This is a genomic window from Actinomadura oligospora ATCC 43269 (assembly GCF_000518265.1).
GTDB lineage: Bacteria > Actinomycetota > Actinomycetes > Streptosporangiales > Streptosporangiaceae > Spirillospora > Spirillospora oligospora.
The window spans coordinates 841819-855953 of record NZ_KI912410.1 but is presented as its reverse complement, the minus strand read 5'-3'; the positions used below and the strand labels follow the sequence as shown (position 1 = coordinate 855953).

13 protein-coding genes and 2 tRNA genes are annotated in these 14135 nt (G+C 72.6%); 9 read left to right on the top strand and 6 right to left on the bottom strand.

Going from position 1 to position 14135, the window contains the following annotated elements; all coding sequences use genetic code 11:
• Positions 1 to 252 precede the first annotated feature (252 nt).
• The gene (locus P696_RS50300; protein ID WP_051468544.1) at positions 253 to 984 is read left to right on the top strand and encodes a hypothetical protein; all 732 of its coding nucleotides are present in this window, start codon (positions 253 to 255) and stop codon (positions 982 to 984) included.
• A 30-nt stretch (positions 985 to 1014) separates the two neighbouring features.
• On the opposite strand, the gene pdxR is transcribed toward P696_RS50300, so the two are convergent.
• The gene (gene pdxR, locus P696_RS0135740) at positions 1015 to 2388 is read right to left on the bottom strand and encodes a MocR-like pyridoxine biosynthesis transcription factor PdxR (protein WP_026416083.1); all 1374 of its coding nucleotides are present in this window, start codon (positions 2386 to 2388) and stop codon (positions 1015 to 1017) included.
• A gap of 73 nt (positions 2389 to 2461) precedes the next feature.
• On the opposite strand from pdxR, the gene P696_RS0135735 reads away from it, so the two are divergent.
• From P696_RS0135735 to P696_RS50295, 5 genes are all read left to right on the top strand, one after another.
• On the top strand, positions 2462 to 3148 hold the full coding sequence (locus P696_RS0135735) for a pyridoxamine 5'-phosphate oxidase family protein (protein ID WP_051468543.1): 687 nt from the start codon (positions 2462 to 2464) through the stop codon (positions 3146 to 3148).
• Between the two features lie 34 nt (positions 3149 to 3182).
• Positions 3183 to 3782 (top strand): oligoribonuclease, encoded by a 600-nt coding sequence (gene orn, locus P696_RS0135730; RefSeq protein ID WP_026416081.1) that lies wholly within the window; start codon positions 3183 to 3185, stop codon positions 3780 to 3782.
• Positions 3783 to 3867: 85 nt separating this feature from the next.
• Positions 3868 to 3943 (top strand) — tRNA-His (locus tag P696_RS0135725).
• A gap of 259 nt (positions 3944 to 4202) precedes the next feature.
• The gene (locus P696_RS0135720; RefSeq protein WP_026416080.1) at positions 4203 to 5507 is read left to right on the top strand and encodes a hypothetical protein; all 1305 of its coding nucleotides are present in this window, start codon (positions 4203 to 4205) and stop codon (positions 5505 to 5507) included.
• Between the two features lie 257 nt (positions 5508 to 5764).
• Entirely contained in the window at positions 5765 to 7201 is a 1437-nt protein-coding gene (locus P696_RS50295) for a cytochrome P450 family protein (protein ID WP_064744209.1), read from the top strand.
• Here the strand turns inward: P696_RS50295 and P696_RS53305 are convergent.
• Complete coding sequence (locus tag P696_RS53305; RefSeq protein WP_051468542.1) at positions 7192 to 7611, bottom strand: DUF3592 domain-containing protein; 420 nt, start codon at positions 7609 to 7611, stop codon at positions 7192 to 7194. The two genes, P696_RS50295 and P696_RS53305, sit on opposite strands and share 10 nt — an antisense overlap.
• A 340-nt stretch (positions 7612 to 7951) precedes the next feature.
• Between P696_RS53305 and P696_RS0135705 the strand changes: the two genes are divergently transcribed.
• The 3 genes from P696_RS0135705 (at position 7952) to P696_RS0135695 (ending at position 9482) form a co-directional block, all read left to right on the top strand.
• Entirely contained in the window at positions 7952 to 8554 is a 603-nt protein-coding gene (locus tag P696_RS0135705; protein ID WP_245627936.1) for a response regulator transcription factor, read from the top strand.
• A gap of 346 nt (positions 8555 to 8900) precedes the next feature.
• A tRNA-Lys gene (locus P696_RS0135700) sits at positions 8901 to 8973 on the top strand.
• A gap of 158 nt (positions 8974 to 9131) precedes the next feature.
• Positions 9132 to 9482, top strand: coding sequence for an STAS domain-containing protein (locus tag P696_RS0135695; RefSeq protein ID WP_026416078.1), 351 nt, complete (start codon positions 9132 to 9134; stop codon positions 9480 to 9482).
• 136 nt (positions 9483 to 9618) lie between these two features.
• Here the strand turns inward: P696_RS0135695 and P696_RS0135690 are convergent, their stop codons facing one another.
• The 4 genes from P696_RS0135690 to P696_RS0135670 all read right to left on the bottom strand — a co-directional run bounded on the left by P696_RS0135690 (position 9619) and on the right by P696_RS0135670 (position 14092).
• Positions 9619 to 11625 carry a xanthine dehydrogenase family protein molybdopterin-binding subunit gene (locus tag P696_RS0135690; protein WP_026416077.1) on the bottom strand — a complete coding sequence of 669 codons (2007 nt, stop codon included), beginning with the start codon at positions 11623 to 11625 and terminating at the stop codon, positions 9619 to 9621.
• On the bottom strand, positions 11622 to 12566 hold the full coding sequence (locus P696_RS0135685; protein ID WP_026416076.1) for an FAD binding domain-containing protein: 945 nt from the start codon (positions 12564 to 12566) through the stop codon (positions 11622 to 11624). The genes P696_RS0135690 and P696_RS0135685 overlap by 4 nt, the downstream gene beginning before the upstream one ends.
• Positions 12563 to 13081: a (2Fe-2S)-binding protein gene (locus P696_RS0135680; RefSeq protein ID WP_026416075.1), complete on the bottom strand. Its 519-nt coding sequence runs from the start codon at positions 13079 to 13081 to the stop codon at positions 12563 to 12565. The genes P696_RS0135685 and P696_RS0135680 overlap by 4 nt, the downstream gene beginning before the upstream one ends.
• 486 nt (positions 13082 to 13567) lie before the next feature.
• Complete coding sequence (locus P696_RS0135670; RefSeq protein WP_026416073.1) at positions 13568 to 14092, bottom strand: GNAT family N-acetyltransferase; 525 nt, start codon at positions 14090 to 14092, stop codon at positions 13568 to 13570.
• Positions 14093 to 14135: the final 43 nt, after the last annotated feature.

Genomic DNA, 14135 nt, shown 5'->3' with positions numbered 1-14135 from the left:
GCGTGTTCATCACCGTGCGGGGAGTGACGCGTGGCTGATGGACGGGGGTGCGCGCAGGAAAGTCGCCGTCCCAGGTGAGAGCGGACGCCGGTGGGGGTAGTCATCAGCGACACAAGGCACGAATGCCTAATAAAGAGCCATCCAAACCGGCCCAGGGCGGGCCGACCGGACCCCAGGGTCCGGCCGGGCACGAAGGCAAGGACCGGACCGAACGGGGCCGTGACCCACGCGCCCCATAGGGGGGAACGCACCGTGGCCGACGCATGGCTGCCCGCGGCCGTCCGGCTGCCCGCACGACTGGACGGCGGCGCCCTGCGGGGCGGAGCCCCCCGGGCCGTGTGGCTGACCAGCGGGTCCGATCCGCGCGCCGTGTCCGCGCGGTCGCTCGCCGCCGACCTCGCCAAGATCGGACGGCCCGCGCACCTGGTCTGGAACCCGCTCTCCGGCGAGCTCGTCCAGCAGATCCCGATCCTCCGCGCGTCCCTCGCCCTCGCCGAGGACGGCCCCGAGGCCGGTTCCGGCCCCGGGCACGAGGGCCGGATCTGCGCGCAGATCATGGTCGTCGGCGAGGCCCGCGAGCCGTTCACCGGCGGCGCGCTGACCGGCCTCGACCCGATCCTGCGCTGGCTGGACGGCTGGGGCGTGGCGCGCCGCTGGCCCGCCGGGCCGCCGCTGCCGACGCCGCAGTCCTACGAGTCCCGCCGCGAGCGCCGGGCCTGGGCGCGCGGCGGGCACTTCGGCGCGTCCCAGGTGCCGGACGTCGTCCGGCCCGACCCCGGAGGCATCGACGTCCGCCGCGTCACCGGCCCCGACACGACGCTCCCCGCGCTGCCCCGCCCGCGTCCCGTCGCGGGTGACGACGGGCCGCTCGGCAACGGCTCCCGCAAAACACTCCTCACCCGCGCGGCCCCGCCCCCTCCCCCGCCACCGGCCCCCACGGCACCCCCGCAAACCCCCCGGCCCGTCCCCGTGAACGCCCGGTGACCCCCTCCACGCGGCGTCACGCGGTGGGCGTCAGTTCACCTCCGCCCTGGACGTGACGAGGCGGCGGACGAGGGTGCAGGCGGTGCGGAGTTCGGTCCGTCCCGCGACCGCGCCGTAGCCGATGACCAGCCCGGAGAACCGGGCCGGTCCGGCGTGGTGGTGTTCCAGGACGTCCAGCAGGACGCCGTGCCGGACGGCCTCGGCGGCGATCGGCTGGGCGCGGCCCGGCGGCAGCGACACCACCAGGTGCAACCCGGCGGTGTCGCCGACCAGCGGCAGCCCGGCGAGCTCCTCGGTCACCACGGCGCGGCGGCGGGCGTACTCGGCGCGCATCCGGCGGACGTGCCGGTCCAGGTCGCCGCTCTCCAGCAGCAGCCGGACGGCCTCCTGGGACACCGCGGCCGTCCGGTCGGCAAGGTCGATCCGGCGGCGCGCGACGGCCTCCGCCAGCTCGGGACGGGCCACCAGCCACCCCACGCCCACGTCCGAGGTGAGGATCTTGGCGGTGGTGCCGAGGTGCACCACGACCTCCGGGTCCAGGTCGAACAGCGCGGGCAGCGGCGCGACGTCGTAGCGGAACTCGCCGTCGTAGTCGTCCTCCACGACCAGCGCGCCGGTGCGCCGCGCCCAGGCCAGCAGCGCCTGCCGTCGCGGCACCGGCAGGACGCCGCCGAGCGGGTACTGGTGGGACGGCGTCGTGTACACCATGCGCAGGTCGCCGGGCAGCGCGTCCACGACGAGGCCGTGCTCGTCGACCGGGCACGGGACGGGCGTCATGCCGCGCGCGTCCAGCACCGTCCGGGCGCGCGCCCAGCCCGGGTCCTCGACGCCGACGCGGTCGCCGGGACGCAGGACGGTCGCCGCGAGCAGGTCCAGCCCGTTGCCGACGCCGCGCGTGACGACGACGCCGTCCGGGGTGCAGGACACCCCACGGCTGCGCCGCATGTGCTCGGCCAGCGCCGCGCGCAGGGCGGGCCGTCCGTGCGGGTCCGGACGCGCGGACGGGACGGCCGCCGCCGCCAGCCGCCACGCGCGCCGCCACGCCGGGCCGTCCAGGCCGCCGATCCACGCCGCGCCGGGCCGCAGGTCGATCACGCCCTCGGGGACGAACCGCTCGTGCGGCACCGGCCCGTCCCAGGTCGGACGCGGCGCCGGGACGATCTCGGTCACGTACGTGCCGGACCCGTGCCGTCCCTCCAGCCAGCCCTCCGCGTACAGCTGCCCGTACGCCTCGGTCACCACCGTCCGGCTGACGCCGAGCGCCGCCGCGAGCGTCCGCCCGGACGGCAGCCGCTCCCCCGCGACGAGCCGTCCGTCCCGCAGGGCCGCCCGCAGCTGCCCGGCGAGCTGCGCGCCGAGCGGCTCGGCCCGCTCCCGGTCCACGGTGAGCGGCAGGTCGAACATCGCCAAAGTGGTCTCCCGGAATCCCTGTGAAGTGGCCCTTCTTCCCAGTCCACTCGCCTCCTAGCGTAGGTCCATGACCACCGTTTCGACCCCGGACGGCCCGCTCGCCCCGGACCTGTCCGTCACCGACCGCACCCGCCTCCGCCGCATGCGCGCCCGTGGCCGGACCGACCGGGCCGACCTCCACGCCGTCCTCGACGCGGGTCGCATCTGCCACCTGGGGGTCGTGGTGGACGGCTCGCCGCGCGTCCTGCCGACCACCTACGGACGCGACGGGAACACCCTCTACCTGCACGGATCCTCCGGCGCGTCCAGCCTGCTGGCGGCCCCGGCGGGCGAGATCTGCGTCACCGTCACCCATGTGGACGGCCTGGTCCTCAGCCGCTCGGCCAACCACCACTCGGTGAACTTCCGCTGCGCGATGATCTACGGCGTCCCCCGCCCGGTCACAGGCCGTGACGAGAAGCTGCACGGCCTGCGCACGGTGGTGGAGAACATCGCCCCCGGCCAGTGGGACGCCACCCGCGCGCCCACCCGCAAGGAGATCGCGGAGACGGCCGTCCTCGCCCTCCCCCTGGACGAGGCGTCGGTCAAGATCCGCCAGGGCGGCCCGGGGGACGATCCGGAGGACCACGCGCTCGACGTCTGGGCGGGCGTCGTCCCGGTCCGGACGACCTACGGCGAACCGGTCCCCGACCCCGCGCTCCGGCCGGGCATCCCGGTCCCCGGGCACATCCTGGCCACGTTCCAATCCGGATGACCCACCGCCCCCCGGGTGGCCGTATGGTGAACCCATGAATGAGCGGCTCGTATGGGTGGACTGTGAGATGACCGGCCTCGACCTGCGCAATGACGCGCTGATCGAGATAGCCGCACTGGTCACCGACAGCGAGCTCAACATCCTCGACGAGGGCGTCGACGTGGTGATCAAGCCGCCGCAGGAGTCCCTCGCCCAGATGAGCAAGGTCGTCCGCGACATGCACACCTCCTCGGGCCTGCTGGACGTCCTGGCCAAGGGCGTCACCCTCGCCGAGGCCGAGCAGACCGTCCTGGACTACGTCCGCAAGCACGTCCGGGAGCCGAAGAAGGCGCCGCTCTGCGGCAACTCCATCGCCACCGACCGCTCCTTCCTGGCCCGCGACATGCCCGCCCTGGACGGCCACCTCCACTACCGCATGGTCGACGTCTCGTCGATCAAGGAGCTGGCCCGCCGCTGGTACCCGCGCGCCTACTTCGCCAGCCCGGAGAAGAAGGGCGGCCACCGCGCCCTCGCCGACATCACCGAGTCGATCGTCGAGCTCCGCTACTACCGCGCCGCCGTCTTCGTCCCCCAGCCGGGCCCCGACTCCGAGCACGCCCGCGCCCTGGCCGGCGAGATCCTCTCCCAGGCCTGACCCGGGGGCCCTCCCGGAAATCCGGTGCGCGACCACCCCCCGCGAACCGCTACACTGATTCTCGCCGGGGCAAGCCCCGGCCATGGTGGGTGTAGCTCAGCTGGCAGAGCACTTGGTTGTGGTCCAAGATGTCGGGGGTTCAAGTCCCCTCACTCACCCCAAGGTGAGAGGCCGGTTCCGCACAGCGGAACCGGCCTCTTCGCTTTTCCGCACGTCCCCGGGCACGCCACTCTCCCGTCCGGTGCCCTTTGTCCGGCGTGGATGACCTTTTGTCTGACGTGGCCGGTACGGCTTGCCAGACAATCCTCCGCGCCGAAGTCTGGGTTCCGGCCGGTCCCGAAGTCCGACACGTGACCGCTCACCCAACCCCGCAGGTCCATGACTCACCCGAACCCCGCTGGTCCCTGAGTGGAGGTACCTGTGTTCAAGCGATGGCTGACCCTCGGCGGAGCCCTGGTGGCGGCGGGAGGACTGCTCACCGCGCCCGCGCAGGCGGCGGCGACGCGTCCGCCCCTGCAGAAGATGACCGACGTGAAGGGCGTCCAGTACCAGCTGACGGAGAAGTACGACAGTCCCCTGTCCCCGCCCCCGGGATACGAGCAGGTGGGCATCGACGGTGCTCTGAGCGGGGATGATCGCGTAGCCCTCCTGGGCGTCGGCGACCCCGCGTGTCCCGCGAGCGTGAAGGCCAACCTTCCCAAGATGGGCACCACCAGGGCGTTCTGCTGGGACAAGGCGATGCAGGGCGTCGCCGGTTCCGCGAACGCCTGGAAGCAGCCGTGGGTGCCGCAGGGCATCGCGACGTCCGGCGAGGCGCGGGCCGGAGGCGTCCTCAGCGGCGGTCAGCAGGCCGCCGTGGCCAGCTGGAACTGGCAGAACGACAACCCGAGCGACATCCAGCACCCGACCAGCGACGGCAAGGACTACCGCAACAACTCCGTCAAGCTCGCCTTCGCGAACCTCGACGACGGCAAGTACCGCTGGGTCCTGCCCGTCTGGGACGACGGGACCGGCAACCTGCGCCGCGTGTACGGGCACGGCGGCGGGCTCGCCTGGTACGGCAAGTACCTGTTCATGGCGAACACGAGCAACTGGAACCACCAGACCGTCCCGCCCGGGGACGCGGGCAAGGGCGCCGTCCGGGTCTTCGACACCACCAAGATCTACCGGAGGCTGGACGGCAGGACCGGCGACTACCAGTACGTCATGCCCGAGGTCCGGCGGTACACGACCGGCTTCGAGCCCGCCTACATCTCGCTGGACCGCAACAGCACCGGCGGCGCCAGCCTGATCGCCGGGACCTACGAGTCGTCCCAGAACTCCGTCGCGGGCACCCGGATCGTCCGGTACGACTTCCTGGACGACGACTACCGCCTCGCCCCCGTGGCCACCGAGGGCTGGGTGTCCACCACGACCGCCGACACGGCGAACGCGATCAGCGACGTCCAGGGCGTGCAGGCCAACGGTGACACCCTCTACATCAACATGTCCGGCGGCTGGGTGAAGCCGCCGACCGTCAACAACAGGCTCGCCGTCGTCAACGTGCACGGCGACCCGAGCACCTGGACGATCAGCACCCGGACGGACTGGGCCGAGCACCCCGAGGACCTCGCCCCCTGGTACGAGGCGGGGAGCCCCTACCCGGTCAAGGAGCTCTGGGGCCTGACCGAGGCCGAGGAACAGCGCGCGATGTTCGCCGTGGCTCCGAGCCTCCTCAACGGCTGACGGCCATTCGCAGGGCGATGCCGCCCAGAGCGTCCCTCGCGGAGGGCTGATCACGGGTGTCCGGCGAAGCTCGATGATCACGCGGATGCCGGGGACCGATGTTCCGTAGGGGCCGAATCCGATCATCGGATTCGGCCCCTACGCCGTTCACCGGCCGGCCTGGCCCGCCCCTCCGTCGGCGGGACGGGTGGGTGGCCTGGCCGGGGTAGTAGTGGGGCGCTTGGGGTCAGGGTGGCGGCCCTGGGCGGCGGTTACACATGGACACGACGCATCGTTCCGCCGCGTCCGGACGCCGCCGGGGTGGTGGTGGCCCGGAGCACGGCGCCGACGGAGAGGACGCCGTGACCAAGCCCGTGGCGGAGCCCGTGACCGTGGACCTGATGGACGCCGACCTGCTGCGCGACCCCTTCCAGGGGTACTCCCGGCTGCGCGAGCGGTCGCCGATGCTGCAGGTCGCCTTCGGCGGCGCGGGATCGCCTCTGTGGCTCGTCACGCGGTACGAGGACGTCCGGTCGGTGCTGGGCGACCGGCGGTTCGTCAACAGCCCGGCGAACGTGCCGGGGCTCGGGCTGAAGGACGTCCGGGAGGCGACGGTCCGGAGCATGGGCGTCGCCGACGAGTACGCGCCGTACCTGCTCAGCACCGTCCTGGACGCCGACGGGGACGATCACCTGCGCCTGCGGCGGCTGGTCGCGCGGACGTTCACGCCCCGGCGCGTCCAGGAGCTGCTGCCCCGGGTCCAGGAGATCACCGGCCGGCTGCTCGACCGGCTGCCCGCCGAGGACGGCGTGGTCGACCTCGTGGAGCACTTCGCCTACCCGCTGCCGATCACGGTGATCTGCGAGCTGGTCGGCATCCCCGAGGAGGACCGCGGACTGTGGCGGGTCTGGGGCGCGGCGCTGCTCCGCCAGGACGAGCCGGAGGGCATCGGCGCGGCCGTCGCGGGCATCGTCGACTACGTGAGCGAGCTGGTCCGGCGGCGTCGCGCCGAGCCCGCCGACGACCTTCTCACCGCGTTGATCCGGGTGCACGACGAGGACGGCTCGGTGCTCAGCGAGTTCGAGCTGGTCACGATGGTCCTGGCGATCGTCCTCGCCGGGCACCAGACGACGGCGCACCTGATCGGGAACGGCATCGTGGCCCTGCTCGACCACCCGGACCAGCTCGACATGCTGCGCGCCGACCCGTCCGGGCTGATGCCGGGGGCCGTCCACGAGCTGATGCGCTGGTGCGGGCCGGTGCAGTCCACCCGGTTCCGGTTCGCGACCGAGGACGTGGTGATCGCGGGCCGGATCCTGCGGAAGGGCTCGCCCGTCCAGGCCAGCCTCGTCTCCGCCAACTTCGACCCGCGCCGCTTCGACGACCCGCACCGGTTCGACATCACCCGCCAGCCGGACGGCCGCCGCGAGGCCCATGTCGGCTTCGGGCACGGCCTCCACTACTGCCTCGGCGCGGCCCTCGCCCGCCAGGAGGCCGAGGTCGCCTTCACCTCCCTCCTCGCCCGGTTCCCGAACCTGTCCCTGGCCGTCCCCAGGGACGAGATCGACCGGGCCCGGACGCCGGGGGTCTGGCAGCTGGGCTCGCTGCCCGTCCGGCTCGGCCCGGAGGCACGCCGGGAGGCCGGTCGGGAGGCCGGTCAGGCGGCCGGTCAGGCGGCCGGTCGAGAGGCGGGCCGGGTGGCCGGTCAGGAGTAGGTGGTGATCGTGATGGCGGCGCCGGCGGTGGCGGCCAGCGTGCCGAGCAGGATGAACAGGACGCCCATCAGGGTGCCCACGCCGAGGAGGTTCTCCGGGCGGGCGCGGTCGGGGCGGGCCGGATCGTAGACGACGGTCACCTGGTCGCCGGGACGCGAGCGGGCGGGGTTCGTCCCCACGTCGGACGTGGTCCGGACGAACGAGCCGTCCATCGTGTGGAAGTGCAGGACGGGGTAGTAGTTGCCGCCGCCCTCCGACCCCCGCTCGAAGTTCAGCCCGTGGACGAGGCCGGGGACGCGGTGGCCGTTCCTCCGCAGGCGCCGGGTCGAGCGGATGCTGTACACGCCCGCCCCCGCGAAGAGCAGGCCGAGGAGGATGAACGCGGGCGGAAGGTACTGATGTGGGTTCATTTCGACCAGTTCGCCGGGATCATTGCGGGCCAGTTTCCCGCACCGGGGCGCTCCCGGCCAGCGAGCCCCGATCGGCCGGACGAGCCACAACCGGCCACCCAGCCGGGGCCTGATGGCGGCCGACGGGAGGTCTTACGCATTCGGTTGAAGGCAGTTGCGAGCCGGTTCGGACGTCGTGCCAGCCGTCACCGGAGGCGCGAGACGGCGGCTGAACTGGACGAACACCTCCGATCGAGGGCCGGGCATGGCCTCGCGGGGCGTGGACGGGAACCGGTCGTCCGTCCGACCCCGTGGTATCCGAATGATCGTCGGGTTATGCTCCTGCCCTGCACTGCCCACCGTGAACGCGACCACCGGAGACGGGATGAGCGTGGACGAGACGGCCCCCCTTCGCGTACTGGTGGTGGGCGGTGACGCCTCCGCCAGAGCGGACGTCGCCCGCCTGCTGTCGGCCAGCGACGAGCTGAACGTGGTCGCCGAGGCCGACCAGGCCGCGGCGGCGGTCGAGCTGACCGGCCGGCTGCGGCCCGACATCGTCCTGCTGGACGCGTCCGCCGCGCGTGCCGGACGCACCGCCGAACTGGCCCGCGCCGCCCGCGTGTTCGTCCTCGCGGGGCCGGACGACCCCGTCGCGGTCGACTCCGCCGTGCGCGGCGGCGCCTGCGGCCACCTGGTCCCCGGCGCGTTCACCGCCCGCGACGTCCTGCGCGGCGTCCGGGACGCGAGCCGGATCAGCATGGGCCTTTCCGCGCGCGAGTCCGAGGTGATGGACCTGATCGCCAGCGGACGGTCCAACGGCGAGATCGCCCGGCAGCTGTTCCTCAGCGAGAAGACCGTCAAGAACCACGTGAACCGGATCTACGCCAAGCTCGGCGTCAGCTCCCGCGCCACCGCCATCGCCCTCTGGCGCGGCATGGTCAGCGTCCTCCCCGGCCGCGACTGACCCCGACGCAGCCCCTCCGATCCGCCCCCGGGCCGCGCTCGTTCGTCCAGCGCTCGCCCCTCGGGGCCGCACTCGGTCCTCGGGCACTCGATCCCTTCGGCCCACGCTCGGCCCTCCGGCACTCGGGCCTCCGGGCCACAGCCTCCCGCCTGGCTCTCGATCCTTTGTGATCAATGGCGCTTCCCGACGGCGTGATCGAATTCCCTCCGGGGCCTGGAGGACGGGTTCCAGGGGCCTGGTGGGGCGGGTCCGCGGGGTCGGATAAACCGATTCGCGCAGGAGGGCGGGGCCCTGCTAATCTCTTTCTCGTCGCCAGGGAGGCCGCAGAGCCGACCGGAACGACAACGCGCCGTTAGCTCAATTGGCAGAGCAGCGGACTCTTAATCCGCGGGTTCGGGGTTCAAGTCCCTGACGGCGCACCCGCTACGAAAGCCCCGGGCTCGCTTCGACGCCCCGGGGCTTTCGTGCTTTCTTCGCCGAGCGCCCGTCCCGGCGGGAGCGTTCCTGGTTCACTGGAGGGCACCCCCGCCCCGGCGGGAGGCGACCGCCCGCCGTCGCGGTGAACAGGGGCGAAGCGATGGACGACTTCCAGGCGATCGTGGTCCGCAACCCGGACCACCGCGTCGTCGCCCTCTACGGCGACCTCGACACGGCCAGCATGCCGGCCCTGGAGGCCGAGCTCTTCTGCCAGCTGACCGAGAGCGACCTGCCGCTCGTGGTGAGCCTCGACGGGGTCGCCTTCTGCGACACCGGATGCCTGCGCTCGCTGATGCAGGCCGTCCGGCACGCGGACGCCGTCGGCTGCCGGCTGGCGTTCTGCTGCCGGCTCGAAGACCTCCTCCGCGTCCTGCGGGACGGGCGGATCACCGACCGCCTGGGGATCTGGCCGACCATCGAAGAGGCCGTGGAGGCCGTCCTCCGTCCGTGACCCCGGTCGGGGGGGGGAAGCCCGTCCTGCGTCCGTGGCCCTGGTCAGCGGCGGAGGCCGTCCTGCACGGGGCGGAGCCGTCCTGCGCCCTGACGCTGCTCAGGGGGGCGGGGCCGTCCCGCGTCGGTGATCCGGGTCAGGGGCGGGGGCCGTCCAGGTGTGGGAGGACGGTCTGGGGGGTCAGGGGGAGTTCGCGGAAACGGACGCCGGTGGCGTCGTGGACGGCGTTCGCGATGGCGGCGGCCATGCCGACGGTGCCGATCTCGCCGATGCCCTTGGTGCCCATGGGGTTGAGGTGCGGGTCGTGCTCGTCCAGCCAGACGGCCTCGACGGACGGGACGTCCGCGCTGGTCGGGACGTGGTACTGGGCGAGGTCGGTGTTCAGGAACCCGCCGTCGCGTTCGAGGACGGACCGCTCGGTGAGCGCCATGCCGACGCCCATCGTCATGCCGCCGATGAACTGGGACCGGGCCAGGACGGGGTCGACGACGCGTCCGACGGCGTAGACACCGAGCAGGCGCGGAACGCGGATTTCGCCGGTGGCGCGGTCCACGCGCACTTCGGCGAAGTGCGCGCCGAACGCGTGGTGGGAGTAGCCGGAGTCCTTCTTGACCTCGTCGGTGGTGTCGGCGGTGGCTTCGCGTGCGCTCGGATCCGCCAGGAGCTTCTCGCACGCGCGCACGATGGCCGTGCCCCAGCTCGCCGTCCCCTTCGAGCCTCCGGCCAGGGTCGCTTTGGGGAGGTCGCTGTCGCCGATCTCGACCGTTACGGCGTCGGACTCGACACCGAGGGCTTCGGCGGCGATCCGGGTGAGCGCGGTGCGCGCGCCTGTGCCGATGTCTATGGCGGCTATCCGAACGGTGTAGCGGCCATTGGATTCGCGGCGTGCCGTGGCCTTACTGCCGCTTCGGTAGACGGGGTACGTGGTGGCGGCGACGCCGAGCCCTTTTCCACTGTGAGCCTGCCAACCGAAGCGGCGGGCGCCTTCACGTAGGCACGCGACGAGATTCCGAGAACTGAAGGGGTGTCCTGTGGTGGGGTCGGTTTCGGGCTCGTTGCGTATGCGGAGCTCAATCGGGTCTATGCCGAGGGTCGTGGCGAGTTCGTCCATGGCGCATTCCAAGGCGAACATGCCGGGGGTGTCGCCGGGGCCGCGCATCCAGGACGGGCTGGGCACGTCGAGGCGGGCGAGACATCCGGCCATCCGGCGGTTGGGGGCCTGGTACATGACGCGGGACGGGTTGGTGGAGTCCTCGGTGAAGCTGCGGACGGTGGAGGTCAGCTCGTTCGCCTCGTGCGCGATGACGCTGAGGCGTCCGCTGTCGTCCGCGCCGAGCCGAACGCGCTGGATGGTCGGCGTCCGGTAGCCGGTGATCGCGAACATCTGCCGCCGGGTCACCGCGAAACGGACGGGACGTCCGACGACGCGGGACGCCAGCGCCGCGAGGACCACGTTCGGGCGCGGTGTCCCCTTCGAGCCGAAGCCGCCGCCGACGTGCGGGGAGATCACACGCACGTTCCGCTCGTCCAGGCTGAAGAGCCGCGCGAGGGTGGCGTGGACGCGGCTGGGACCCTGGTTGGAGTCGTGCACGGTGAGGCGGGTGTCACCTTCCCAGTAGGCGAGTGTGGCGTGCGGCTCCATCGGGTTGTTGTGCTCTGCGGGGGTTCGGTAGGTCGCGTCCACCATGATGGGGGCGTCCGCGAAGGCGGCGTCCGGGTCACCCATCTCGACCGGTGCGCCGTAGGGCTCGTCGGCCTGGGACTCGGCCGGGGATCTCAGGACGAGGTCGGGGACGCGCTGGTCGCGGTAGGTGACGTGGAGGAGGCGGGCGGCCTCGTGCGCCGTCTCGCTGGTTTCGGCGATCACCGCCGCGACGAGTTGTCCCCGGTAGGAGACCTGGGGGCTCTGAAACACGTTCAGCTCGCCGTCGCGGGGGTCCTGGACGAGCGGCGGGACGTTCTCGCAGGACAGGACGGCCAGGACGCCCGGCATCGCGAGCGCCTCACCGGCTCGCACCTCGTCGACCTCGCCGCAGGCGATGGTCGAGAGCACGGCCGCGGCGTACGCGACGTCCTCGGCCGGGAAGTCGACGGCGTACCGGGCCGCGCCGGTCACCTTCTCACGTGCCTCGACACGGCTCACGTCAGCTCTCCGAGGGTGCGGACGACCAGGTTGCGGGCGAGCGGGATCTTGTATCCGTTGTCGCGCAACGGCTCGGCCGCCGCGAGCTCGGCGTCGGCGGCGCGGGTGAAGGCGTCCTCGGTCGCGGGCCCGCCGCGCAGGGCCGCCTCGGCCCGGCGGGCGCGCCATGGTTTCGCGGCGACCCCGCCCAGCGCGATGCGGCAGTCACGGACGACACCGTCGGCGACGTCCAGCGCGGCGGCGATCGAAACCAGGGCGAACGCGAACGACGCGCGCTCGCGCACCTTCCTGTAGGTGCCCCGCATGGCGAGCGGCGGGACGCGGACGTGCGTGATCAGGTCGTCCGGGCGCAAGGCCGAGGCGCGGACCGGATCGTCGCCGTAGAGGTCGTCCAGGCCGGTTTCGCCTCGTCCGTGGACACGGACCCGCGCGTCCAGGGCGGCGAGCGCGACGGCCATGTCGGACGGGTGGGTGGCGACGCAGTCCGGCGTGTGGCCGAGGATGGCGAGGTTCTCGTGCTCGCCTTCGCGCGCGGGGCATCCCGTCCCGGGATCGCGGCGGTTGCAGGGGCGGGTGACGTCCTGGAAATAGGGACAGCGGGTGCGTTGCAGCAGGTTTCCGCCCACCGTCGCCATGTTCCGGATCTGGCCGGACGCACCCGTCAGCACCGCCCGCGCCAGCATCGGAAACCGCTCGCGGACGACCGCGTGCGCCGCGAGATCGGAGTTCCGGACGGCCGCGCCGATGAGCAGCCCGTCGCCGTCGGTCTCGATCTGGGCGTGGGGCAGGCGCGTGACGTCCACGAGGTGGGACGGGAGGGCGACCCCGAGGCGCATGAGGTCCACCAGGTTCGTCCCGCCGCCGAGGTAGGCCGCGCCCTCGGTGTGCTGCGCGACGGCCTCGTCCGGCGTCGTGGCCCGCGCGTAGGTGAAGGGCCTCACTCGGCGACCCTCCTGACGGCCTCGACGATGTTGACGTACGCGCCACAGCGGCACAGGTTCCCGCTCATGCGCTCGCGGATCTCCTCGCGAGTGAGGTCGGTGGGTTCGGCGAGGTCGTCCGTGACGGCGCTGGGCCAGCCGTCCTTGGCCTCGGCGAGCATCCCGGCCGCCGAGCACAGCTGGCCGGGCGTGCAGTAGCCGCACTGGAACGCGTCGCATTCGACGAAGGCCCTCTGGAGCTCGGACGGCTCGCCCGGCTCGCCCGCGTCCGCCAGGCCCTCGACGGTGGTGACCCGCGATCCGTCCGCCGCGACGGCGAGGACCAGGCAGGCGTTCACCCGGCGCCCGTCGAGCAGGACGGTGCAGGCCCCGCACTGGCCGTGGTCGCAGCCCTTCTTCGGCCCGGTCACGCCGAGCCGCTCGCGCAGCAGGTCGAGCACGGACGTGCGGGTGTCCACGGCGATCCGGCGCGTCCGGCCGTTCACGACCAGGGTGACCAGGGATTCCTCCGGCATGCTCGGAACCTACCCATGATCCCGCCGGAATCCCGCCGCGCCGCCCGGTGATTGTCCCGACATCCTCCCGCCACTTTTCAGAGCCCGCACGCCCGTTCAAAGCCCCCACGCACTGCGGAACTTGCGCGCACTGCCGAGCTTGCGCGCACGCCGAGCTTGCGCGCACGCCGAGCTTGTGCGCACTGCCGAACTTGTGCGCACTGCCGAACTTGCGCGCGTCTCAGAGCCCCGCGCACGTTGCGGAGCTTGCGCCGCACTACCGAGTTGGCGCGCGCGTTTCAGAGCCTGCGCGCCTTGCGGACCTTGCGCGCGTTGCGGAGCTTGCGCGCGTTGCGGACCTTGCGCGCGTTGCGGAGCTTGCGCGCGTTGCGGAGCTTGCGCGCGTTGCGGAGCTTGCGCGCGTTGCGGCACCAGGTGTTCAGGCGGTCGGCCGCAGATCCGGCGAGGTTCTGAGTCGACGTGGCCGGTTCCAGGCCACGCGTCAGGTCAGGGCAAGTCCTTGGCCATACAGACAGAAAAGGTGAGCTTTTGGTATGCGGGCAGGAGAGGGATGTGCTGGTATCCCTCTCGCTCGTACATGCGGACCGCATCGGGTTGCCTCGGGCCTGTCTGCAGGACGATCCGGGCCGCTCCGCGCGCACGAGCGGCCCCCTCCGCCGCGTACAGCAGCACCCGCGCGACTCCCGTCCCCCGGAACGCGGGCGCGACGTACATGCGCTTCAGTTCCAGCGCGAACCGGGTCGTTCCGGTGGGCGTGCTGGCTGGCTCGGGCTCGTCGTCCGCGTGACAGAGCGCCACGTGACCCGCCGCCACTCCTGCCACGCGCGCGATGCCGACCCAGGCGACCCGCTCCGGGTGGACGGTCATCGCCGCGACCATGTCCTCCACGACGGCGCCGGGCGGTAGCGGGATGTCGCCGTAGCGCTCGTCCAGTTCGGACTGCAGGGCGGCACGCAGCGCGGTCGCGTCCGAATCGTCCCAGGGGACGTCCCCGACCTCGATATCCGTCACGCCCGCGAGGCTATGCCAGCGGCATCATTTCAACCATCGACCT